13 protein-coding genes are annotated in these 23,722 nt (G+C 57.9%); 1 reads left to right on the top strand and 12 read right to left on the bottom strand.

The genetic code is table 11. The annotated features are described in order from the left end of the window. Positions 1-138: 138 nt before the first annotated feature. The 9 genes from NG895_RS05115 to NG895_RS05075 form a co-directional block, all read right to left on the bottom strand. On the bottom strand, positions 139-2,370 hold the full coding sequence (locus tag NG895_RS05115; protein ID WP_252851383.1) for an alpha-L-rhamnosidase-related protein: 2,232 nt from the start codon (positions 2,368-2,370) through the stop codon (positions 139-141). A gap of 63 nt (positions 2,371-2,433) precedes the next feature. Further along, positions 2,434-6,312: a BNR-4 repeat-containing protein gene (locus tag NG895_RS05110; protein ID WP_252851382.1), complete on the bottom strand. Its 3,879-nt coding sequence runs from the start codon at positions 6,310-6,312 to the stop codon at positions 2,434-2,436. A gap of 56 nt (positions 6,313-6,368) precedes the next feature. Next, the gene (locus NG895_RS05105) at positions 6,369-6,809 is read right to left on the bottom strand and encodes a hypothetical protein (RefSeq protein ID WP_252851381.1); all 441 of its coding nucleotides are present in this window, start codon (positions 6,807-6,809) and stop codon (positions 6,369-6,371) included. Between the two features lie 31 nt (positions 6,810-6,840). Continuing rightward, complete coding sequence (locus tag NG895_RS05100; RefSeq protein ID WP_252851380.1) at positions 6,841-7,923, bottom strand: DUF1559 domain-containing protein; 1,083 nt, start codon at positions 7,921-7,923, stop codon at positions 6,841-6,843. Positions 7,924-8,027: 104 nt separating this feature from the next. After that, complete coding sequence (locus NG895_RS05095) at positions 8,028-8,861, bottom strand: hypothetical protein (protein ID WP_252851379.1); 834 nt, start codon at positions 8,859-8,861, stop codon at positions 8,028-8,030. A 111-nt stretch (positions 8,862-8,972) separates the two neighbouring features. Beyond that, positions 8,973-13,112 (bottom strand): beta strand repeat-containing protein, encoded by a 4,140-nt coding sequence (locus NG895_RS05090; RefSeq protein ID WP_252851378.1) that lies wholly within the window; start codon positions 13,110-13,112, stop codon positions 8,973-8,975. A 190-nt stretch (positions 13,113-13,302) separates the two neighbouring features. After that, a complete protein-coding gene (locus NG895_RS05085) occupies positions 13,303-14,793 on the bottom strand; it encodes a FecR domain-containing protein (RefSeq protein ID WP_252851376.1) in 1,491 nt (496 codons plus the stop codon). Beyond that, positions 14,790-15,317: a sigma-70 family RNA polymerase sigma factor gene (locus tag NG895_RS05080; protein WP_252851375.1), complete on the bottom strand. Its 528-nt coding sequence runs from the start codon at positions 15,315-15,317 to the stop codon at positions 14,790-14,792. Before NG895_RS05080 ends, NG895_RS05085 begins: the two co-directional genes overlap by 4 nt. A 505-nt stretch (positions 15,318-15,822) precedes the next feature. Further along, positions 15,823-17,070 carry a CNNM domain-containing protein gene (locus tag NG895_RS05075; RefSeq protein ID WP_252851374.1) on the bottom strand — a complete coding sequence of 416 codons (1,248 nt, stop codon included), beginning with the start codon at positions 17,068-17,070 and terminating at the stop codon, positions 15,823-15,825. A 550-nt stretch (positions 17,071-17,620) separates the two neighbouring features. Here NG895_RS05075 and NG895_RS30815 point away from each other — a divergent pair. Further along, on the top strand, positions 17,621-17,779 hold the full coding sequence (locus tag NG895_RS30815) for a transposase (RefSeq protein WP_425267205.1): 159 nt from the start codon (positions 17,621-17,623) through the stop codon (positions 17,777-17,779). Between the two features lie 199 nt (positions 17,780-17,978). Here NG895_RS30815 and NG895_RS05070 read toward each other — a convergent pair whose 3' ends face one another. The 3 genes from NG895_RS05070 to NG895_RS05060 all read right to left on the bottom strand — a co-directional run bounded on the left by NG895_RS05070 (position 17,979) and on the right by NG895_RS05060 (position 23,455). Beyond that, positions 17,979-19,145, bottom strand: a complete 1,167-nt coding sequence (locus tag NG895_RS05070; RefSeq protein WP_252851373.1) for a PEP-CTERM sorting domain-containing protein — start codon at positions 19,143-19,145, stop codon at positions 17,979-17,981. A gap of 121 nt (positions 19,146-19,266) precedes the next feature. Next, positions 19,267-22,299: a hypothetical protein gene (locus NG895_RS05065; RefSeq protein WP_252851372.1), complete on the bottom strand. Its 3,033-nt coding sequence runs from the start codon at positions 22,297-22,299 to the stop codon at positions 19,267-19,269. Positions 22,300-22,366: 67 nt separating this feature from the next. Next, positions 22,367-23,455, bottom strand: coding sequence for a DUF1559 family PulG-like putative transporter (locus NG895_RS05060; RefSeq protein ID WP_252851371.1), 1,089 nt, complete (start codon positions 23,453-23,455; stop codon positions 22,367-22,369). Positions 23,456-23,722: the final 267 nt, after the last annotated feature.

The following is a 23,722-nucleotide window of genomic DNA, read 5'->3' as shown; positions in this document are numbered from 1 at the left end:
AATCGGTGATTCAGAGCTTAACGAAACAACTCGTACTGTCGGTGGGAGCTGGTCAGTGCACGCCTGGTGTGTGCAAAACGACCAAGTCTGTGATAAGGGAAACAAGAAACCCTGCTTGTCCAAGCACCTACGAAAGGCTTAGCGATTCTTTGTCAGTAGATTCAAGGTTCGAGTCCTCAAGACTTGGGACGCTTGCGGAGCCGTGAGAGAGGCATCGAAAACATGCGTGCCCGGCGCTACCTCCTCAATCCAGCAATGCTGGCCTTCCGAGCGGAGTTCTATGGGCTTCCCGTTGTGCGTGACATGCACAGGTGGCTTGCCTGCCAGCAGTGGCAGGCCGACTCGGGCAGTCGAATTGCCTGGTACGGCTACTTTCAACTTGTAGCCATCGCCGGATGCAGAATAACTGACTTCGATGGCGCCGCGGATGCTGGGCACTTTCGCGGAAAACGATTCCAACGAACCGGGGCGCGGCTGCACGACGAACTTGCGGAAGCCAGGCTCAACCGGTCGCACACCTACCAAGTATCTTGGTATCAGATTGGCGGGCGCCGCTCCCCATGCGTGATTCCAATCGAGATTGGGTTTGTACTCTCGGTCCCATGCCTCGAGCGTGATGGTAGAACCGGCCCGAATCATGTTGTACCAACTGCGTTTCTTCTTGGAGCACAGTAAACTCAACGCCTGCTCGGACTGATCATTCGTGTAGAGCCCTTCCAAAAGGTACTGAGCGGGGTACACGCTGCAGCGCATGCCTTGCGCTTCGAGGAATGCGACGACGGAGTCGACCCGATCGACAGGCACCAGGTCGAATGCCAGAGGGAATAAGTTGGCATGAAGCGAGCAATGTTGGCTGCCTAATCCATCAACATAGAGACCTCGCTCCTCGTCCCAGAATTGCCGATTAAACTCAAGTTTAAGGGACTCCGCCTTCCGCTCGAAGAGCTCGCTATCCTCCGACTTGCCGAGCACTTCTGCAATGCTGGACATGCGAATCAAGGTCGCATAGTGAAAGGCGTTCACCACCGTATTAACGTCGCACATGTCGTAATGGTCTCGCTCACCAGCAGGCCAGTCGACGATATCGCGAAACCCTTCTTCCGAAGTATCCAACAAACCATCTGGCCGCTCAGCGAATAACAGCAATTTCTCACGGCGAAGCAGGTTGTAATGGTGCTGCATCGACTCGGAGTTCCCCGTGTACAAAAAGTCTTCCCAAGCCATGAGGATCGAATGCTGTTTCCATTCGGTTGGCCAAGTCGGGTGGTGCAGCAGGTATTCATGCGAGTGACGCGCCAATGCATACTCGCTATCGACATTGTAATGGCACAACTGATTGATGTAGGCGTCCGCCTCGTAGGGGATGCGTTCCCGATCCCCATCGATATAGACGCCACAGAATGTCGTCGCACGGATGGAGTACTTGCAGAGCTGCCAGATGGCATTCAACGTGTCGTCGGAGGAATCGAAGGAAGAAGCCGATTCGTCAAAAGGATAGTCGAAGCGGACGCGATCGAGGTGTGTCGACTCGAGCGGCGTCGGTAGTCCGGATACTTCGGCATAACGAAACGGGGCCACGACGCCGACGGATTCGGGAAGTCGGATCGCGCTGCCACTGGTGTTGCGATCGTCTAGCGGGGGACGGATGGTGAACTCGGTGGTCCCCTTGGGCACCTGCACCTTGACCAGGTAGGAACGAATCGATCCGCCCGGGTGGTGGTCGATGTGGCCATTCTTCAGCTTCTCGCCAAAACGCACGCTGAGGGTGTGGGACTCGCGAGTAGTTGTCGGAAATCGCAACTTCAGAAAACCAAAGGCCGACCGGCCAAAGTCGGCCAGGTACTCGCCCGCCTCCAACTCAACGACACGAGTGGGCGACTCCGCCGAAGCTTCAACTTCATAACGCGAAGTGGCAAGAGGACTGGGCTCATCAGCCATCTTAAACGCTTGCGGGTCTGACCAGGCGGATGGCTCGCCTTGAGAATTCCAGGACTGCACGCGCCACTCATAGCGACCACCGGCGGCAAGGGGGGACCCGCCGTATTTGATGTTGATTGATTGGTCGCTTGCGACACGGCCCGAATCCCAAAGTAACGTCTGAGGATCCTGTTCGGGCAAGTCAGTCCTCTGCAGCTTTATTCGATAGGCCGATTGAGCGTAGGCGTTGAAACCCGCTCCGCATCGCCAGGCAAACTCGGGTTCCGGATCGTAAATCACGGTGCGCTCCGGCGACCTCAAGAACTCGCAAGACAATCCTGAAGGAGCCGGCGGAGTCGAGGCATTGGCGGGCGATTCTTCGGCTAACCCCGGATTGGCGACTGAAAGTGCCAGTGCCAACGAGATCGGGGCGAAGTATGTCGAAAATCTCATGCTGAACCTATCACCTTCAGTGCACCGCCAAGATCAATTCCTTCATCGATACAATGCTGCAGTCTACTCGCCAGTAACCACAGAAATCGATCTCTGGTTCAAACTCGCCGATTGGCGGATGCCCAGCATACCGAAGAAAATGGCCAGCAACCCAGCGGAAGGCTCTGGAATGCCCGCGACTTGCCCCGGTTGTCCACCGAGTTGTTGCCCGAAATGCGATCTCCACAGCTGATAGTCGAGTGCATCGACGTGCAAGTCGCCGTTACCGTCGGCAACCAATCCGGCTCCGGATGCCCCCAAAGAGTTTCGCCATACAGTGTAGTCGGCGAGGTTGACCGTACCGTCTCCGTTGTAGTCGCCCGACAAGCCTACGACGACCTCTGCAATACCTTCGGTTAGGATGCGGGAGTTGTCCCAGATCAGACCAGGCTGCAATTCAGGAAGCGAAAGCGACTCGAAAACGCCAGTTAACACGTTGAAGTCGAACAGGTCGAACGTGTCGCCAGCCGAAAGCGGCGAGGCATCCTCCGTAAGTTGGATCTCGACAGCGCCTTCGGCGATAAAACTGCCGGCTACGGATACCCGTTCATAACTGCCAGGATTCGTGATATCCAATTGGAGGGTAGCGCCGGAGCTGAGATGAAGGTCGCCTTCCACTAATAGGGCTTCGGGGTCGGCCGGTGCATCGCCGCTGCGTAGCAGACGAAAAAAGTCGACGTCGCCTATGACGTCGCTTTGTGAGACAGCAAACCCTACAGCGCCAATGCTCTCGTTCAACAGGCTTACCGGACCTGCGACTGTGGTGTACTCCAGGTCCGTTGGCAGCTTGGCAAGAAACTCTGCTTGATAGTTACCCGCTCCACCGGTGGTGTCGAGCAGGATCCGCATCTGCATGTCGCCACCGTTGGTGTTGAGTGTCGGCCAGGAAGTGGCCGACACGGTTCCGCTGGAGTCATCGCCGAGCAGCGTTTGATTGGCACCCGAAAAATTGTCACCGCGAAACAACATCCACGCCTTGCCAGTGGTGGGGTCGCCGATGAAGCGATTTCCATTGTCGGCGCCGCCATCCATGAGTCCTTCGAGGAAGCCGACGGCGAACCAGTCGGAATCGCCGGTCACGTTCTGAAAATTTGCATCCAAGGTGTATTCATAGCCATCTTCTACCGTCAATGGCAGGGTGGCAGATGAGCCGCCCGAGATGCTGATGCCCTCGGCGTTGCTCATGATACTTGCATGTGCAGACCATACTTGGCCGCTCGAAACGGTGTCGGGCGGAGCTCCATTGAGTGGGGTTGATCCTGGCCCACCGAAGCGTTCCTCGTAGATCACTCCATTGTTGGTTGCCGAATAGGGAATGACTCGAAGCAGGGCTCCTCCATCGACACTGAGACTACCTTGGACGACAGCACCCGTTTCGAGCACGGCGCCCGACTGCACCCTGGTGTCTCCAGCACCGGTCACGGTATCGACTATCAGGGTGCCGGCTTCCACTACGGTGGGGCCGGAGTACGTGTTGGTGCCCGACAGACGCAGCGTACCTGTGCCTTGCTTGGTCAGACCTCCCGGACCCGAGACGGGACGATCAACCGTCGTCATGGCGCCTTCGGCAATGTTGACCGTCGTGGCATTGGTGCCCAAAGTCACGGTGTCTGCTAACGTGACGTTCAGGCCCGAGTCAATTTGCAACGCGCCGCTGCCACCGCCGTCCGCGGAGAGGTCGAACCTCTGCTGATAGACGCCGCTGCTGGTAAGCCGCAGTTGTCCTCCTTCGTCAACACGGACGCGGGCCGATGCCGACCCTACACCGTCGGTACTTTCAGACAGGGCTGTCGCTCCCGAAGCTATGGATATGATGCCATCGAAAGAGCCATTGTCTTGGAGACGCGTGGTACTGCTGGCTACTTCGATGCGTCCCTGGCCGCTCACACGCTGTAGATTGGCACTTTGATACACGCGAATCAAGCCATCGTTGATAATCGCCGTTGGACTGGTGGGAAAGACATTGCCGGATGAAGTGGGCGTGCCAACTTCCAACGTTCCAGTGGGCCAGACCTCGAAGCTGCTGGCCATGCTCGTGGCGTCGGTTGCATCCATGACTACTGTTCCCCCGTCAGCAGCGATGATGGTGCTGACCATATCATTGGCGTTTCCCGTGATCGTCAGCGTGGCGTTCGAAACGCGGGTCGGCCCGGCGTAGGAGTTACCCGAGGTTGCCAGGGTGAGCGAACCACCCCCCACGACCGAGAGACTGCCAGACTGCAGGCTACCGGAACCGAGAAACGAGAACGATTGCGTGGAGTCGATTACGACTTTCCCCGCGTCGATGCCACCCGAGAGCTGGACGTCCGTTGCCGCGGTGGAATCGTCGAATGTGACGTTGTCGAATTCCTCAAAAGTGCTAGCCGCCCCAAGATCGCTGAAGTTCACCGCCGAGGTGTCCCAGGTCGTACTCTCGGAGCCTGTCCATTTGAGAACTCGCCCCATGGCCGCGGCTGCATCCCACTCGAGAATAGACATGGGGCTGCCCCCGTTGCTGCTACTGCCGTCGATCGTTTGCAGGAGAATATGCAGTTGTCGATCCGTATTCCAACGGTCTCGATCGATCGTCGGTTCGTAGTACCCCAGATTGTCGGTTGTTAGTTGAATAAACTCCCAGTCGTCGCGCGACTCGGCCTGCGAATAGGCCAAGGTGACGCCTCCTCCATTGTCGTTGTCTTTGTAGACAACATACGCACGATTATAGTCGTCGAACACAATCTGCGGCCGGCCCATATGGTTGGCGCCGAGCTGCGATTCGGGAACGGGCGTATTGGGATCAGAACGGCGATGCGTCAGTTGCGAGGTGAACCAGTCGTCGCCATCGTTGCCGACGAACATGTACTGGCGGCGATGATCAGGCGTGTCGGCATAAGCCAGAGGGGCCCACCAGGTTGCTATCGCAGGGCGATCATTGGCATCGATAGCCTGTGTGCCAGTGTTAATTAGGCTGGAACCCTCGGGGATATCAACAACGATCTGGGAATTCAGCTCATCGATGACGGTCGGGTAGGGTACAGTGCCAGCGACATCTTTGTACCAAGTGACACCGTCATCGGGCGAGTAGGCATAGAAGAGATTGTGGTTGGTTTGGAATCCTGAATGGCCGGTTGGCGACGAACTGTTGTACCGGTAGGTCCAACTGGCGTGGAGCCCACCCTGCGAGTCATACGTCATGTTGTGGGGGTACGCGTTGTACGTCAGCCCCGACGAATCGGTGTTGGCGATCCAGTCCTCATTGGACCACGACCATGTTGTGCTGGAAGTGTCGTAATGCGTGATTCGATAGGTGCCATTGCCTGACCCGCCGGTTCGATAGTTGAAGAGCAAGTCGTCGGTGCCAGGGATGCGGAGGAAGTTTGGATAAGTGGTTGCGGCTTCGTTCGCACCGGTCATCGTGTTGATAGCCGAACCATTGCCCACGGTGTCGCCCACAAATTCCAAAGCCTGCCCGCCCGTCACGGGTGTAGTGGATCGCGAATAGAGCAGCGGATTATTGTGCGTGCCCCATGCCAGATGCAGGTACCCCTCGCCATCGATTCCCAGCACCGGAACATTGTGGGCGTCGTTGATGTTGTACGATGTGAATTCGGTGGTTCGAATGTCCCAGTCGTTGGTGGGCGCCGTCAGGTCGCGGCGGGCGACCAGGAGCTTGCCATCTTCGCGATAGAAAGTGGTGAACTGATAGTTGCCGGCGCTGACGACGGACTCGTTCTTGAACGGTGTCGAGTTGATGGATACTCGGTCGCGACCTAGTTCGTTCGTGCCGGGGTCGTTGTCGGTGATCGGGACCACCTGAAGGAAGCTCAAGGGATCGACTTGGCCGTACGATGGGAGGCTAGAGATCACCGCGACAACCGCCAGCATACACGCATACGCTGCGAATCGTGAAGGACGAACGTTCATGGATGCCTGCTGGTCATTAGATGCGAATTCAGGTGGTGCGAGTGGTGGAGGTCTAGTCAGAACTTATCCACAAAAGGCCCCGATTGCTTGCTGTCGGCCCACGTGAGTTCAATCTTCAGATCGTCGGTAGGCCCGTCGATGGTCACCCATAAATCGGAGCTGACTTTGTTGGCGTATTTCTTTGGGGCATGCCAGCGATTGGATCGCTCGTTAATCGATTCCACGGCCGAAACCGTGGCGAGGTGCGTTCCGATCGGAGCCCCATCGGAAAGTTCGAAGCACGACATGGTGAACGAGCCATCGGGCTGAATTCTCCCCATCGCAGCGCGGTGGTCCTTGGCGAGGATACGCACTTGGCCGATGGTGAGCGGTTGGCCATCGATGGTTACGGTACCCGATACCGGTACGATGCCTTCGTGCTTGTCGCCGCATCCCAGGCAAACGCTGAGAGCCATCAACCACAGGGCGACAAGAGCGTAAGAGTGTGAACGAAACATGATGCGATATTGGCGGTTGGTAACAAGCAGGCTAGCGCGGGCCAGGAGAAGTCGGCACGGTTTCGATATAGTCGTCGGCATTCGATTGCCGTGTAGACATTTGTCGATATACATCCTCTGAAACATCCTCCGTTAGATAACTGACGCTACCGTCGCCCATGCCGAAATTGGCCCCGCCCGGGTGGCGGCTGTTGAATCCACAGTGCGTGCGGGTGCCAGAGTTTTGAATCGATTCTCCGAGCTCCGGAATGGTGTTGAGCGGATTGACCGTGGTCCGCATGGACGAATTGCATCGGTTGCCGTTGGTCCAGATATTGCTTGCCAAGAGATCGCCGCTACCATCCTCGGCGAGCCGTCCATGTCCATCGATGGTCTCTCCAAAGAACATGGTGTTGGAGGTGCCATCGGTGATTTCTCGAAGCTTGATGTGGCGGACGTAGAAGAACACGCCGCTGTTGTTGTACTTCAGATCGTAAGCTCGGCCTTTCGTGTCCGTGCGATCGTCAAACAAAGGGTCTGGCCCATTGGGCGGTCCCACGTCGCCTGCCACGCCAGCGTAGCTGCCGGTTGCTGCCCGCACCTGGGTACCGGCTGCCTGGTGCGAGTAGTCGGCATACTCCTTCAATTCCCCATCGCTGGGGCACTTCAACTCCGGCAGGGACGTACCCACCGCCGCGATGATGTTAGGATCCGACAACCAACCGTTCCATTGGCCGGCATCCCAGATCGTCTTGTTCTCAATATCCAGTCGGTCAAACAAGGCCTGTTGTTCCATGTAGGGGAGCAACTGAACGAACACGCTGGCACCCTGCGTCTTCAGGTTGACTCCAGAGATATTGCCCGACTGAGGCAATTTGTCGCAGGGATCCAGGTAGCCGTCGCACCCAATCCTGGCAGCCGGCAGCTCGCCGTAGGAGCTTTCGTAGTTGAGCGCAGCCAATGAAAGTTGCTTCAAATGGTTGGTGCATTGCATACGGCGGGCGGCTTCGCGGGCGGCCTGCACCGCCGGGAGCAGTAGCGCCACCAGGATGCCTATGATAGCGATCACCACCAGGAGTTCGACAAGCGTAAACCCCGTAGGTCGCGAGCGTTTGTTAGCGAAGCTACACCACATGCCGATACTCCTTATCTTCCACTTTTTTGAAATTGCCGCTTGGGGAAGCAGAGGCGCTTAGCCCCAAGCGGTGATGATACTTTCATGACTTCGAAACGATGGTATTACCCCCAACGGCTCCGCAGCCTTCCGGCCAGCCCTAACATCCCCAACAGCCCGCATAAGGCGACAGAGCTTGGTTCTGGGATGAGGCTGATTGACAGATTGTCGATTCTGGATGGCCCATTGCGTTGCTCAAACTCCAGGTTGATGCCGCCCTCGGCCACTAGATCATTCCAGGCAAAGCCGCCCAGGTTGGAGACCACCTGCACGTCGTCTACCCAGGCGTTCACTGTCAGCGCGTCTCCGTCACTCACGCCGTCGTAGGCGACGTCGACGCGAACTCGACCCGTTCCAGTTCTTGTATATGGGATGCTCACTTCGTCGAGGGTCAGACTGCCGTTGTCGAAGACTTGTACGCCATCGGAGTTCTTTCGGAATAGAATGCCAACATCCGTGGCGCCGTTGTTAACCAGGATGCCAGGCTCACCCGAGGTGATGCCAATACTGCCAAAATTGAAAGCAGTCCAATCGGTGGTCTCATCCCAATTCACATTCCATTCAACACGAAGCAGTGAGCCGCCGGCCAAGTCGCCGGAAAAATCATATCGTCCTGCAGCGGTACCGGGGCCGGTTTGCTCATGGAATCGTATCCGCCCTTCACTTGTTTGCGGCCAACTTGCTTGATTGTCCGTGATACCGAAGAGGGCACGCGACGCCCTGAGTTCGATAGCACCAGCCAGGCTGCCGCTCTGGGACGAATCTTGGTCGATCGCATCATAGTTATCGGTGTCGGCGTGCGTAAACTCATCCATAAACAGTAACGAGGCTGAGGCGTGGCCGCCGATGGCTACCGCGCCAACGACTGCGATCAAGGTGCTCATTATCAAGTGATGCATTAGTCATACCTCCCAGGAACCAAAGTAAGTAAATCATGATCTATTGCGGGCTCGGCCAATCCGTGGAATGCTGCCCTATTCCACGGTGGCCGAGCCTCGAAGCTTTCTCCGCTAGCTGGTTTTCCGATACACCATCGCTCCGCCTGCCAATACTAGAGCTAGAAGCAGTATCGAACTGGGCTCGGGCACGGTTTGCTGAGCGTTGCTGCCTGCAGCGGCTGCGGCGCCACTGCCAAAATTGGACTTCCACACGGCATAGTCGCCGGCGTCGACCCCGTTGAGTCCATCGCCGTTGCCCATCAGAGCCGATTCGTCTGCTGCTCCGAGGTTGTTGCGCCAGACGGTGTAGTCAGCGATATCCACAATGCCGTCGCCGTTGAAGTCGCCCTGGAGTCCAAAGGACAGCACCAGGTCGGTCATGTCGACAATTGCAGCACGGAACCCTGCTGGTAAGACGTAATCCACGCCCGCATCTGTGATACCTTCGGCGGCTGATAGAAGTGTGTACTGCGTCCCCGCCGCAGGCGTGAAGCTGCCGAGTTGAGTAACGTCGATGGTACCATCCAGCGTTGCTGATCCGGTCACGTCGACAAAGTCCTGTCCAATTAAGGCAATGTCGAACTCCAACGACGAGTCGGACCCCATGGTCAGGTCGCCATCGACGGTGAGCGTCTGCCCAAGCAGTCTCACGTTCGCAGGCTCTGTGCCGGTAAGCGAGAACGACTCTACGGTGCCGGTGATGGCCTCCGTGCTGGCATTCACGACTCCCACGGAGGTAATTGCTTCGTCAAGCAGTACTTCCGTATCGCGGATCGTTTGGAAGCCGCTACCGGTGTCGGCTTCCATCGTTGCAGTCCAGTTGCCAGCACCTCCGGTCGTGTCGAGCGAGATGCGAATAGCAACGTCGCCACCACCGACATTTTCGCTGGTTAGCCATGCCGCTTGAGAGACGAGGCCGCTGTTTCCCGCAACGCTTGTGTCGCCAAGGAAGGTTTGGTTGCCGTCGGTGTTGCCCCGGTACAGTGCCCAGGCCAACCCTTCCACGTCGCCTGCGATGAAGCGGGCCGCATCGGAACTGGCATCGGACTGACCATTGGCGAAGCCCACGCCGAACCAGTTGCCGTTGCCCACGATGTTGGAGATGGAGGTCTCCAGGACATAGGTCGACCCACTCACGGGCTGAAAGGCCAGCGTGGCCGACGCGCCAGCATTGGGACCGGTGACACTGTCGCCGTCGTCCTCAAAAACTGGTGCTGCGACCCAGCGATTTCCGTCATACGACGTGTCGGGTGTGGAACCGTTGAGCGGTGCCCCAGCGCCGCTGAAGTCGTCGGAAAAGAACGTGCGGGCGCCACCCAAGGCCACGCCTGCGCCGCCGATCGATAGGGTGCCGTTGACCACCATATCACCGGTCGTGGCGTTATCGATCTCCAGGGTCGCACCGCTGGATACCGTGGTAGTGCCAGCGTAGGCATTACCGGAGTTCTGCAATTGGACGGTTCCTGATTCGATGGCCACGGGACCAAAGCCGGTCATCCCGCCGGAGCCGGTGACCGTGTAGGTTGATCCGGCGCCGCCGTTGAAGGTGACATTGCCAGGGGCGACGTTGCCGTTGACCGTGACGGTTTTGTTTGCCACATTGCCAAAGGTTACGTTGTCCAGTTGGCTAAATTGCGGGCCGCCTGTGCCCGACCAGTTATTGCTCGTCTGTACGTCCCAGGCTCCATTGGCAGGGCCATTCCAACTGAGATTGGCGGACGACCCGTTAACGTTGAGCACCACGCTGGTACCCGTGTTTGCTACGGCCACGGTTTGACGCATCGTGGAGGTGATGTCGTTGCCCTGGGCATCGAACACTCGCTCCACATACGTTCCGTTGCCCGCCGAGCCGGATACCGACAATGAGTTGGCCTGGATCAGCGGGTAGGCACCCGACGCCAGAGTGCCCTCAACGGGAGAGACACGCACGTCGATGACGTTACTCGCAGCGCTGGCGTTGATCGTGGCAGTGCCATTGACCAGCAATTGATCGCTGTCGCCAGGGGATGTGGTGCTGCCGAGTTCGTAGTTCCACGACCCTGCCGGAGTATCAGCAAAAGTGGAATAGGAAAAGTTGCCGTTCAGCGTCAGCGTACCGACACTGTCGCCCGGTGCCAGCGTCGAATCGTCGTAAGCTTGCAGCAGGCCTCCGACATTGATGGTGCCAGCCCCGGCAAGTGTCTGCCCAACTTCGTCGCCTGTCGACAGCGTGCCATCTGGATCTTCGATCGCCTGCAGACTGTAGGTCGTAAAGCTGCTGATATCGAGAACCGCATCCTGCTGCACCTCGATGGTGCGACTCCACAGTTCGCCATCGGTGCCGCCGGTCGATTGAACGGCCAGGGTGCCTTCGGCAATCACGGTCCTGCCTTGGTGGTAGCCATCGCGGGCGGTCGAGAGATCTTCGGGGTCCGTATTCTCTGGCGGAGGCGTCGTCGCTATGGTCCAGGTGCCGGAGCCTGTCTTCACCAAGCTGGTGCTTGCGTTCTCCGCGCCATCGCCTTCGGTCAGCGTCCGGTCGACAATCAGGCCCTCGATGCGTCCGTTGCCTGCGCCGGAAAGATTCAAGAACCGTTCGCTGGAGTCCGGCAACGAGATATTTCCAGACAGGGTTAGGGTTCCGGACTGGGACTCGATGCTGTACTGGTTGCCGCCCGTGTTGCCAACGACATCCCCCGACCATTCACTCGTACCGGCGCTGGTCAGATGGGGAGCCGTGACGGCCGGTTGCCGGCCGACGATCTCGAGGCGCTCCGTCGACACGGTGACGCCTGCCAGATGCAGTTTGCTTTCGGAGAATCCGCCATCAACAGCGGTGCCTGTGGCGGCGGTGTTGTCACCACTACCGAGGGCACCGTTATTGGTCACCTCAAGGGTTCCTCCGCCAACGCTTACTTGGCCATTGAAGCTGGCATTCGCCGAACTGATGGTGATTAACTCGGAAGTCAGGCCATCCGTATCGGGATCGTTAACATCGATGCCTTCGAGGCGGAGAGTTCCGTCCCCGGTGAGTGCCTCGCTCAGTGTGCCACTCGCGCCGTTACCCTGCCCATCGCCATTGAGTCGCAGTGTGGCTCCGGCGGCGACGCTCGTGGTGCCGGACGACTGGTTGATTGCACCGAGGTCGGTCAGGTCCAAGACGCCGCCAGAAATCGTGGTGTCGCCCGTGTAGCTGTTCGAGGCATTCGACAGGACAAGCGTACCGGTGCCGCTTTTGGTCAGTCCGCTGCTGCCAGCGATCTGGGCGTTCACGGTATGCGTGCCTTGCGTGACGTCGAGCGTGGCCATGCCTTGGAGCGTCAAGGTCGAAGGGCCGTCGACGACGTAGCTGTTTGCATTCTGGAAGCTGAGGTTGGTTAGCGAGACCGGCGAGTCGAGTGTTACCGTCCCGGGCGCATTGGGGGCGGTCAGGACGCTCCCCAACACCGCCGATCCGGTTGGTACGACATTGTCGACCCAGTTGCTAGCGACGTTAAAGCTGCCCCCTCCGTCGACATTCCACTGGTTTGGCGGGGCAGGACCCTCGAGCAGAAAGTTGGTAATGCTGGTGGTGCCGGCCACGTCCGTGGATGAGAAGCCCACATAGCCGATGCTCGGCAAATCGGCAGCCAGGACGGTCTCGGTACGATCGACGCCATCGCTATTGAAGTCCCAGGTAACCTCCCAATCGGGATTCGTGGTATCGACCGTGATAATCAGCGACGTCGCACTCGTCGTCGGGGCGTTGACGCCACCGAACGTGTGGTTGCCCCCGGCGTAGCCCAGGAAGGACTGGTCCATGCCAGAGCTACCGGCGGTGCGGGCCAGTGCCCATAACGCGGGTTGCGAATTGTTACTGCCATCCAGCCAGCGTTCCTCGAGACCACCGCCGGCAGGGGCGAGGGCTTCGGTGAAACCGATTGCGAGCCAGTTGTCGCTCGTGCCGGTGGCCGAAAACTCGGTGGAGAGCGTGTACAAGCCGGCCCCTGGCTGAGGAGTGAACGGCAACAGCGCCGTGAACCGTCCGGCGCCGTCCTGCGTTCCGTTGTTCAAGAGATGCGACCCGGAGGCCCATGTTTCAGAGCCCGGCGCAACGTCGGGAGCGGCTCCGTTAAGGCTGCTCAGACCGTCGCCGCCAAAATCGTCCTGATAAAGGGTCACTGCACTGGTAGTCGTGGCCGAAAACACAAGCACGAAAAGCGCGCCCAACAACGCAGTTGATTTGCGAGTCATCTGTTGTCCTCCAAAGCCTGGTGCCGCCAACACCCTGCAGCGACAACCCAGCAGATTTAGCCGAAAAGAATAATGAACAGTCCGTCCTGAATTCTGAGCTTCTTGAAAATGCGAGTCGGTAGAACCTCCAGGTTGCCGGTGGGGAATGACATGATCGCGAACTCACTGGGGAGCTATATCGATGGTGCTGCTATCTCACCATTTTGGGTTTACTTGCATTGTCCAATCGAGATTGGCGCCCGAAGGCGTACCACTCCACGCGTAGTGCCATGGGATTGGGGGGGATATTTGCCGGGGAAGTAACCGGCTGAAAGGTTCCATTCCAGACGTCGATCTCAACGACATTTTCGCCTAGTACGAGCCCGTCGGTGATGTTCACAAAGCGAAACTGGTCGGCGCCAAACTCCTGCCCCTGCTGGTTGTCGATCCAACTTTTCACTTCCACTTCGCGATCGTTCACGCGAACTTGCTGAATGCCGTTATCGGCCAGGAAACGCCCGAACAGTTGGATGGTGTTCAAGTCGTAGCCCGTCAGGTCAAACCGCGTCTGGAAGGTGTACAGGGAATTCGCCGTCGCGGTCCGCCAGTTCGGCAGCGATACCCATTGCGACAGTGCCGGATCGTTGGCCATGTAGCGTTCGTCGGGTACGCAAACCATGGCGTACTCGGGTTGCTGCAGGTCGCCATCCGGACCAGCGATGACCACCCAGTTCGAATCTTCGTCGCCCACAGCGAGTTCGTACCCTGTATTGTGGAGTACTACCGGGCGGTAGGGAGTGACCGCTGAGAACTTGCAGGAGTTGAGCAGGTGCTCGGGCAAGAGCAGTTGATTTTGCAGGTTGCCGTCCGGATCCACCAGCAGCGACTCGCCCTCGTTCACCAGCAGTCCCCGCCGTTGGTCAGCATGTGCGGAGCGTGGATGCACCCGCACCAGGCCCTCCAGGACACGCGTTTCGTCGTTGTTGCCATCGCCTGCCGAGACGGTGAAGGTGGTGCCAAGATCGACGACTTCCATCGAGTCGGTGACGACCGTAAAGCCGCGAGCCCACTCGGCGACGTGTACGGCGACTTCACCGGAATCGAGCCGTACTCGATCGTGGGCCAGGAACGTCAGTGCGACCGGCGCCTTGGCTGCGATCTCCGCGCCACAGCCGACGCTTATTTGTGCCTCGCCATGCTGAAGTTCAATGCTTTCGCCTTCCCGGAAGGTATGGCCCACGTCCCGTTGTTGACCAAGCCATTCCGCATCGGTCTGGGTGGCCAGCGTGGCTACCGGGGCAGGGGGCCGGGAGGTCGACACCACCGCCGTCAGCGGAGCTTCAGCCGGCCGCTCGGCGGGTGTGCCGGGGCCGAAGAAACCAACCGCAGCCAGGCACACCGCCGCGGCCAATCCGCCTAGTACCGCGGCGTAGGCAAGGCTGCGGCGAATCTGCGAGTGGGCGGTTGCCGGTGGGGCCGTGTTTGCCACGTGGCAGTACGCCGGCGGCACGCCTTGGGCCACAGTTGCTTCGGCCTGCAACTGCACTTCGAGCTGCATGTAGTCTCGCATGAAGCGAAGTCGCTCGGGATGCCCCAGCACCAATCGCTCCAGACGGCGCGCTTGTTCTGCGGAAAGCGAGTCGTCCACGGCCTTGGCCAGCAGTTGCTCGAGTTCCCATTGAATGTCATTTGGTAGGCTCACGGGGCCGCCTCCTCTTGAAGACGTGCCTCGACGCATCGCAGCAGGGCACCCCGCAGCCTGGCGACCATCTTTTCCACGGCACTGGCCGTCTTGCCGATTTGGTTGGCGATGTCGCGCATCTTCAAGCCATTGCGATAACGGAGCAGGAACAGGTCGCGATTCCTGGCAGAGATGCCTTCCAGGCACTTTGTCAGGGCCGCTTGTCTGGCTTGAAACCACTCGTCCGAGTTATCGGTCGCCATCACTTCCGCCAGCTCCGCCACCAGTTCGTCACTGAAGACCAGCTTGCAGCGCATCTGCTTCTTGCGATAGGCCAACACCTGATACCGGGCAATCTGGAAGGCCCAGGCGACGAAGTTGGTGCCAGACACGAACTCATCCGCCTTGTCCCAGATCACCAGGTTCGTCGATTGCAAGATGTCCTGGGTCGCTTCTCGATCGGCGGTAAGGGTAAATATGTAGCCCTGCAGCCGGTTTTGACTGGCTGTGAGTTGCGACACAAGTTCCGCCGTCGTGTTATCCATAGCGCCTGATGGATCGGAAGAGAAGCGTTCCGGTGGCGAGATGTTTGCAACGCGCACAACTCGCCTACAGGCAAATAGCCCTCACCCCGGTTTTCGGACATCCAAGTTGCCACGAATTTCGGGCGATGCTTCTAAGTCTCTTCCTCGCAGGACCTTATGCAACACAAAAAGCCGCAATCCGCAAAAACGCGGCTTGCCGCAGAGTATGAAACCGCTGCCCTGGTGAAGGTGTCCGCTGGATGAGCAACTCTGGGCGGATTTGCCCATTTTACCAGCTGCGTTCACTCCGTCCCGCAGGGCTCGACGCTCCGCGACGGTGCGACTTGGTCGTTGCCCTCCAGGCCCGATATGAACGATGATTGCTGTCATCAACGACCTATGCGCGGCTGTCCTATCGCGTATCTTCCGCGCTGCGGAAATATGCCAAATCGACCGAAAGCGTCACGCGTTCGCTCGGTATGGCGGAAGCGTCGTAGCGGAGGTACGTTTCGGCCAAGGGCGCCCGTCAAAGGCTGTCGGCGTCCGACTCTGGCCCAGGGCCGGCCTCGCCAGCGTCCGGCGAAGGTCTCGATTCAATGGATATCCCCATCTTCTTGGCTCGCTTCTCCCACTGCAAACGCGCAAATTCCCGCATGTCGGTCCGCGTATCGGCCTCATCCACGATCTCCAGGCCCAGCAGCGTCTCGACAATATCTTCGAGTGTTACGAGTCCTGCCAGGCCGCCATATTCATCGGCTACGACCGCGATGTGATGCCGATTCGCAACCATCTGATCGAACGCCAGCGTCAATCGAAGCGATTCGGACACAGAAGGAACAGGGCGAGAAAACTCCGATAGCTTGACGTCTCCCTGGCCTCTGGCTGCGGAGAGTAACAACTCATCCCGCAGAGCAAAACCCGTGACGTGATCCGGATTGCCGCGATACAGAAGAACCCTGGAGAACGGAGAAGCTTCGTGTTGCTTCATGTACTCTCCCACCGTGCTCTCTTCGGGAAGGGAGAAAACAACCACTCGCGGTGTCATCACGTCGCGGACCTCATTGTCCCGCATATGCAGCAGGTTCTTGAGAATTCGGGATTCGCCCTCCAGCAGCTTACCTTCCTTATGGCCGATATCCGCCATCACCTTGAGTTCTTCGCGACTGAACGCGGCCTCACTGTGACTCGATCCACCAAAGAGGCGAATGAACCAGACGACAGGCGTCATCAGCCAGGTGAGTTTTTCCAGCAGGATTCCGATCGTCGGTGCTAGCTTACGCCAGTACTTGGCTCCTAAAGTCTTGGGAATAATTTCGGAAAGAACAAGAATGGCAAACGTCATCAACGCCGCGGTTAGGCCCTCAATCCAGCCGCTGTAGCCTGACCCCCTGGCAAGGCCCGCCACTTCCTTTCCGACGCCAATCGATCCCACCGTATGCGCGATGGTATTGAGAGTCAGGATCGACGTCAGTGGCCCATCGATCTGAGTCTTCAGTATCTCCCACCGCTTCCCCACAGCCGGTTGCGTTGTCTTCATCGTCGCGATGAAAGGTTGGCTCACGCTCAGTAACACGGCTTCAAATATCGAGCAGGCGAAAGAGACGAGGATCGCGAGGCAGAAGAAGACGACCAGCATGGTCCAGCTTCCACTTGCCGCCGAATCTCCCGACGAGGTGACTACGGCAAGGATGCCGCCGAACTGCCAATGGCACATAGGAACACTCACGAGAACGAAATATGGATTAGGGAGAACAATTGCGGCTTGAAGTCTCATTCCCAATTCAAACAGCAACAGCTTGCAAGGACTCTCCGCGGCTGTGCTGTAGATCACGCAAGTGCCGACTCACAACCAAGGAAATCAGTGTCGGCACCCGCCCGAGGCGCGCATCACCTTCCTTGTCAGTGGGCCTGGATCGCGGCGCGTGGGGGCGTCGTTCAGTTCCCCAACAAAATCCTGCGCGTGACGCAGCAGGCCCTGCTGCGTATTATAGCGCCGCACCAACCACATTTCCCACCCGCGCGGCAGAACCACGATGCGCCGCGGATGACGGATTGGAGCGTTTTCAGAACTGATGCGCTGGTTTGGCGCCGTTGAGTTGGTTCGCTGCGGGGAGGCCGAAGCAGGCGCACCACTATCCGTCGATGCGGGCCGATATAGCAACGGGCCAATAGAGCAGCGGACCGACACCACAAGCTAAACCGGTACACCAAAGAGGAAAGCGCTCTAGCCGACGGGTTTTCGCTGCGTCGATCAGAACGACCTTCAGCAATTCTCAGTTGTTCCGCGTACTGGAAGCGAGACAAGGACCGACAAAGCGTTGGTCGTGCCCGAAAACATCACGCTCGTCCAACTCCCCGCCTGCAGCCCGAAACTCAATCCGATCGAAGGTCTCTGGAACTATCTGAAAAGCCACTTCTGTGGAGCAACGCCCGGACTACTCGAAAAGCGCTTCAAAAGAGCGGTAGTGTTCTCGCGTTGCTGACCCGTCTCTCTTTAGGCAGGGCATACACCTCGATGTACGCACGAAGTCTTGGTCCGGCAAGCTGGTTCCCATCGGACGACGGTGGTAGCAAGAAAACAAGACGCCCAGTGGAAACCACTGGGCGTCTGAATTTGGGAACGTACCATAGCGTCGACCCGGACTGCCCCACCGGATCTTCGCTAGGGATCCGCTCCCTTAATTAACGGCGACGTGAGAAGGTCAGAGCTGCCAACGCTCCCACACCGAGTAAGACGAACGAACTGGGTTCGGGAACGATCCGTCCTTCGATCAAAATGTCGCCTACTTGCATCAGCCTTTCCCCAGGCGAACCACGCAGCGAGGTGAAAACCAAACGGTAGGCACCATAGGCTTCGATGCCATCTACCGGCTGTGCTCCGACGGTCATGTTGCGGCCAGGGTCCTCTTCGAGCCCGGAAACGCCTGAATCGACGAGTGTCCAGTTTTCATCCAGACCGCGGCTATTGTCGAGGCTGGTGATGGGATCATTGGTCCCATAAAGATCCCAACTCAATGGATCACGACCTGGGGCATCACCGCCCGTAGTGAACGTAAGTGACTCAATCACGGTTGGCTTATTGTCGGCCCGACTGAGAATAAGGCCCGAATCCTCACCGCCACGGTTCAAGTACTTGTTGTTGACGTCGCCATCGAGGGCGAGGGTAGGGTTCTCCCCGTCGGGATAACTGCTCAGGGACTTCACGGCGTCGTGCGTGACTGCCAAGGTAGGATCGCCACTCGCCAGAACGGTCGAGCCAGCACCAGCAAGATCGGTGAACAATTGCACGTCAGCGATTTGCATGGAGTTCGCATTGGAATCAGCGGTGTCCCGAAGCGTGGGGAATATCATCTTGTAAGACGCGTAGCTCGCCGCATTCACAATGTCCTCGATCGCCCCCAGCGCGTGTCGGCCCGGATCTGTATCAAGCCCCGTCGCGCCCGAGCTGATCAGCGACCACGATTCCTGATCGCCGAGGCTGTTATTACCGCTCGAGATGGCATCGTTCGTTCCATAGAGCTCATAGGTGAGCGGATCGCGAGCAGGCGCGTCGTTCGCCGCCCGTAGCTGCAAGCTCTGAACTGTTGATGCCCCAAACGCAGGCGTGACAATAAATCCCGTCTGCTCTTTGCCAAAGTTCAGGTACTTCGTCGAGCCCGTGGGGCCTGGCGAGATCGTCTGGTCGACGACATTGCCCGAACTTTCGGCCAAGGGCGAGAAGCTCGCCGCGCCTGAGTCGATGGCCAGCACATTGTCGTTCTGGTCAAAAAGCTTGACCGCCCGTGCGGTTGGCATCGCAACCACTAGGGTTGTTGCCGCTACAGCGACAATCAATAGGTGTCGAATCATTGGTACTTTCTCCCGGTTGATAAGTTGGTGTTCGTCCGTAGTTGCAAGACAACAACACGTCCCAGTACCTCGTCTCTTGAATCCAGGTGCTAATAGCTCATTGGGCGAACCCCAACGATGCTCAGTCAATCGTGTGCTTCTTGTTTCCTCTTCGCAGCGTGTTCAGCATCAAGCCGGCGACTGTCAACATCGAGATCCACGCGGTTGGCTCGGGAACGCTGGAAGCGACACCTGCCAAGGCGCCCGGCAGCGTTTCACCAAAATTGTCCTTCCACACCTGATAATCGGCGGCAGTCACTCCACTTGGCGTTAGATCGCCATTCAAATTTGCCGTGGTGGATCCCAAGTTGTTGCGCCAGGTCGTGTAATCAGCGATGTCCACGGTACCGTCGCCGTTGTAGTCGCCCGGTTGTTGCGTAATGTCGCCGACATATTCAACGCGCCCATCGAACACGTCGCCAAAAGAATTGGTCCACGTAAAGGAGATGTCTTCAGCGGGGACGCCCGTCGCCAAGGCGGTTCCCAGAGAGACGTTGGAAATACCTGTTGGCAGATCGTCTGCGGCAAAGAAGTTTGCCTCGATCAGGCGAGCAGGCGAATTGCCGGTCGTTTCCCAACCGTCGCTCAATCCGTTTCCCTGGGTGAAACCAGTAACATCGCCAGCCAGTCCATTAAATGAACCTGGAATGAATGCCTCGGCTTCGCTTTCGATCTGATACGCCTGCATTTCGATGGCTTGTGCATTCGAGCCGTTGTTGCTCAGGGTCAATTCGCCGGTGTTGCGATTGACAGTCAACACCACATCGGAGGGGCCATCGAGAAAGCGGAATTCGTGACCGCCGATGTTATTGACGGGTTGATTCGCCGACAGGTCCGAAACCGTCAGCCGCATGGCGACATACCGACCACTCAGACTATCGCTTCCGAGCGGATAGGGACGCAGGATGCTGTCGCGAAGCCGTTCGTCATCCGGATCGATGTTTAACACGGCATCCGGATCGCCGCCGGGTAGCACGCCGCCGAAATCGCTGTTGCTGAACCAGAACTCGAAGCTCCCCACCCGGTCGGCTGTCGGATCGGCACCCGAACGTTGGGCGTAGGAGAACCAGTTGGGATTGATCGATGCACCATAGTCCATGAACACGACCTTCGGTGCTGCCCCCAGGCCCGCGTACTGCGCGGAGACGACGCCCTCTCCGTTGTAGTCCGCCACGAACAAGTCGTTGTCGAGCGGGTCGTCCAGCACGACGTCGTCAAAGAAGTTCTCCGGGCCCGAATCTACGTTTTCATTCTCCTGGCCGTCAGGAATAGTGACGGTCGGAACGATCGTGTTGTCCAGCGTGAACGTTTGGGCGTTTACTTGCGTTGCTGCCCCCACGAACGTGAAAGCCAACAGCAGCATCGCGATGCCACGCCAATTCGCGCGACGCAATCCGACCACTGCCACCAAGGCGCCCAGTGCGATCGCCACCGACGAAGGTTCGGGAACTGCGTTGAAATTGAGCGCGGAATTACCGGCGGCGAAGTACAGGTCGATAAAGCGATTGAAGTCGTCGATGTCGCTATCGAAGTCGCCATCCAAGTCACCGCCAAGATAGGCAGCACCAGCAGTCTGGCCTTCATAGTTGCGACCGAGTACATCTCGGAACAAGGGCCAATCCTCTGGTCCTACCGACCCGTTGCCATCGTAGTCGCCCTCGACAATCTCGGTGCCGACGAACTGGATGTCGACGCCGAGTGCCAAACCGCCGTCATTGGTTAGCACTGCTCGGATATCTTCGTACTCTGTCGGCACAGCGCGCCAAATGTTGCCCAGGTTCATGGAACTGCCGGTGGTTAACGAAAAACCATCATCAGCACCGCCGGCAGCGTCCATTTCCGCCAGTGACTCACTGGTCGAACTCGAGGTGGACCAGGTATCGTTGGGATCGGAATTGGGCGAACCGTCGGTCAAAGAGTTCCACTCCGATGCATCCAAGGCATTGGTCAACACCGAGAGGATCTCAAGTGAATCGAAGGTGATGTTCTCGGTGGCCGCGAGGATTACTGAACCTGTTTGCCGATCCACCGTCAACGTGGCCTGGGTGGGTGTGAAGAGTTCGAACTCGGCAATCTGCATGATGGTGTTGTTGTCCTTGAGTTCAGGGAACACCACCTTGTAGGAGCTGTAGGCCGAGCTATTTCCATTGATCGCCACGACGCCGCCGGCCGTGAGCCGTTCGGTGGGCAAGGTTACGGTGCCGCTCTGAATCAATGTCCAGTCTTCGTCACGACCATAGCTGTTGTCGGTTGACTCAATCGGATCGTTCGTACCGTAGATTTCGTACGCAGCAGGGTCGCGAATCTCCTCGTCGTTGGCCGTGGTGATTTGAAAACCATTCACGACGGTCTGACCGACCAAAGGGGTGACGATGAAACCCGAATTAACTCCACCACCGTTCAAGTACTTCGTGTTGACGTTATTGTCGTAGATCAGCCGTGGATTTTCGCCGGCGGGGTAATTGCTCTGGGGAGTAAAGTCGACGTCCTGAATCGGGATGATGAAGTCGCCAGGCATCGAGATATCGGTGCCAGAGCCATCCATGGATGTCAGAAACTCGATCTCGGAGAACTGCATGATAGTATTTGCAGTTTTCGTGGTCGGAAAGATCATCTTGTAGGAGGTGTAGTCGGTACCGTTTACGAATCCGACGGGATCGCCTGCGACATTTCGCTGGTCGTCGCCAATTGCAGGATCTCCTGGCAACGTGATGTCACCCATGGAGATCAAGGTCCAGTCTTCCTCCCGGCCATTCAAATTTGCTTCCGACGTGATGATGTCGTTTGTGCCGTAAAACTCATAACTTGAGGGGTCACGCCCGGGAGCATCGTTTCCCGTGGTCATGATGAAGCTCTGAACAGCACCCGAGCCGCTAGGGGTGATAATGAACCCGCTGCGAGTGGTCGCGAAATTCAAGTACTTGGTGGCCGTATCGTTGTCGATTGCCAAGGGAGCCTGTTCTCCCGCCGGCGAGGCACTGTTGGTCGCCACATCGGCATCGATGGCAATTATGGTGTCTCCAATACCGAGGATATCCGCAGCCTGAGCCTTGCCGCCAAAAAGGGCCAGCACAACTGCCAGTGATGCCAAACCTATAGTGTTACGCGCGAGCATTTTTGCCGAACTCCATGTTGAATCAATATAGAAGAGTAGAGATTTAGATCATCGCCCATCACACGCTCTAGCGGCGCGGTCCGCCGCCACCACCACTTCTGTCCACCTGCTTGGTATCCCCCTCGTCGTTTCGCACGCCCATTCGGCGAAAGATCTCAGGGTCGATATCGAACGCGACCTGACTCACCGAACCATCGCACAACGCGAAGAGCGTTCCGCCTGTGTGAGGGCTACCGAACAGCTCACGGGCAGTTTCCCCGATCGTTCCTTGATCGGTACTGTCGGAAACAGGTGTGTGCGTTGCCTCGGTGGGTGTGTTGCCGTTGTAGCCCAGATAAAAGGTGCTCTTTACCGTGTCGTCCTGGAACCCGGTATACATACCCCAGTCATCCGCAATCCAGGGATCGTTCACCTGATAAGTGCCCGATGGCACGTACTTTTCACCCAATGCAATCGTGTTGCTGAGACCATCGGTGATCTGGCGAAACTTGACGGACGATCCGCAATAGCTAATCCCGCTGTACTCGGTGGAACGAGGTGGCCGAATCTTGGCGCCATACGAATATCCGCGTCCCTGGCAGTCGTTGTCGTAGCCTAACTCGTCGCCCACGCTGATCGCATAATCGGATCGTGCCACCACCGGATGAGAGTAGGTGAAACTACCACCCTGCCCGTTTCCACTGGCAGGCTGGCCCCCGAGTGTAAACGGATAAGGGCCACCCTTGCGGCGGCTGGGGCAGTTGGCAATGGCGATGACAGTTGCATCGCGTGCCGCAAGAGCATCTTTGCGTGCTTGGCCGGTCAAGCCGCTGCCCATATCGTGGAGTGCCTGTTGCTCCATATAAGGCAGGATCGTGAACAGCCAGCCACCAGGTTGTTCCGGCTTGGAACCGAGATCGGGATCCCCCGTCCAATTCCCTGCCCACCCTGAAGACGGGAGTAGGCCCAGACTGGACTCATGATTGATCATCGCCAGGGCCAAGTTCTTTAGATGGTCGGTGCATTGGGCACGACGCGCGGCCTCGCGGGCAGACTGAACTGCGGGTAATAGCAGGGCCACCAGGATGCCGATGATGGCAATTACGACAAGAAGCTCCACTAGTGTGAAGCCGGACAAACGGCTCGCATGAGCCCGACGTGTTCGTGCGGAAATCATGGGGTCCTTTCTGAATTCCAGGGAAAAGCTTGGTCGAATAAAAAGACTCAACGGGCACCTATGACTAAAGCCGCGCGTACCAAAGACCATGCGCACGCACTGGATGCGTGCGGAGGTCAGCCCGCTTAGACGCAAATGGTGGTTTCAGCGGGTTCGATGAGTTCTTTGAAAAGTGTGGAAAGGGCAGTTCGAAAAACTATATACTGGCAGTTGTAACACGAAGGTGATACGTTGTTCGTCTTCTTCCCCGTAAGAAAGAGATACCAA

This window comes from Aeoliella straminimaris (genome assembly GCF_024054565.1).
In the GTDB taxonomy this organism is placed as follows: Bacteria; Planctomycetota; Planctomycetia; order Pirellulales; family Lacipirellulaceae; genus Aeoliella; species Aeoliella straminimaris.
Note: the sequence above shows the minus strand (reverse complement) of the source record. Positions and strands in the feature narration are given on the sequence as shown.

Coding starts and splice junctions, on each gene's coding strand:
- NG895_RS05115 (WP_252851383.1), bottom strand. CDS start 2,370: ATGAGATTTTCGACATACTTCGCCCCGATCTCGTTGGCACTGGCACTT.
- NG895_RS05110 (WP_252851382.1), bottom strand. CDS start 6,312: ATGAACGTTCGTCCTTCACGATTCGCAGCGTATGCGTGTATGCTGGCG.
- NG895_RS05105 (WP_252851381.1), bottom strand. CDS start 6,809: ATGTTTCGTTCACACTCTTACGCTCTTGTCGCCCTGTGGTTGATGGCT.
- NG895_RS05100 (WP_252851380.1), bottom strand. CDS start 7,923: ATGTGGTGTAGCTTCGCTAACAAACGCTCGCGACCTACGGGGTTTACG.
- NG895_RS05095 (WP_252851379.1), bottom strand. CDS start 8,861: ATGCATCACTTGATAATGAGCACCTTGATCGCAGTCGTTGGCGCGGTA.
- NG895_RS05090 (WP_252851378.1), bottom strand. CDS start 13,112: ATGACTCGCAAATCAACTGCGTTGTTGGGCGCGCTTTTCGTGCTTGTG.
- NG895_RS05080 (WP_252851375.1), bottom strand. CDS start 15,317: ATGGATAACACGACGGCGGAACTTGTGTCGCAACTCACAGCCAGTCAA.
- NG895_RS05075 (WP_252851374.1), bottom strand. CDS start 17,070: ATGAGACTTCAAGCCGCAATTGTTCTCCCTAATCCATATTTCGTTCTC.
- NG895_RS05070 (WP_252851373.1), bottom strand. CDS start 19,145: ATGATTCGACACCTATTGATTGTCGCTGTAGCGGCAACAACCCTAGTG.
- NG895_RS05065 (WP_252851372.1), bottom strand. CDS start 22,299: ATGCTCGCGCGTAACACTATAGGTTTGGCATCACTGGCAGTTGTGCTG.
- NG895_RS05060 (WP_252851371.1), bottom strand. CDS start 23,455: ATGATTTCCGCACGAACACGTCGGGCTCATGCGAGCCGTTTGTCCGGC.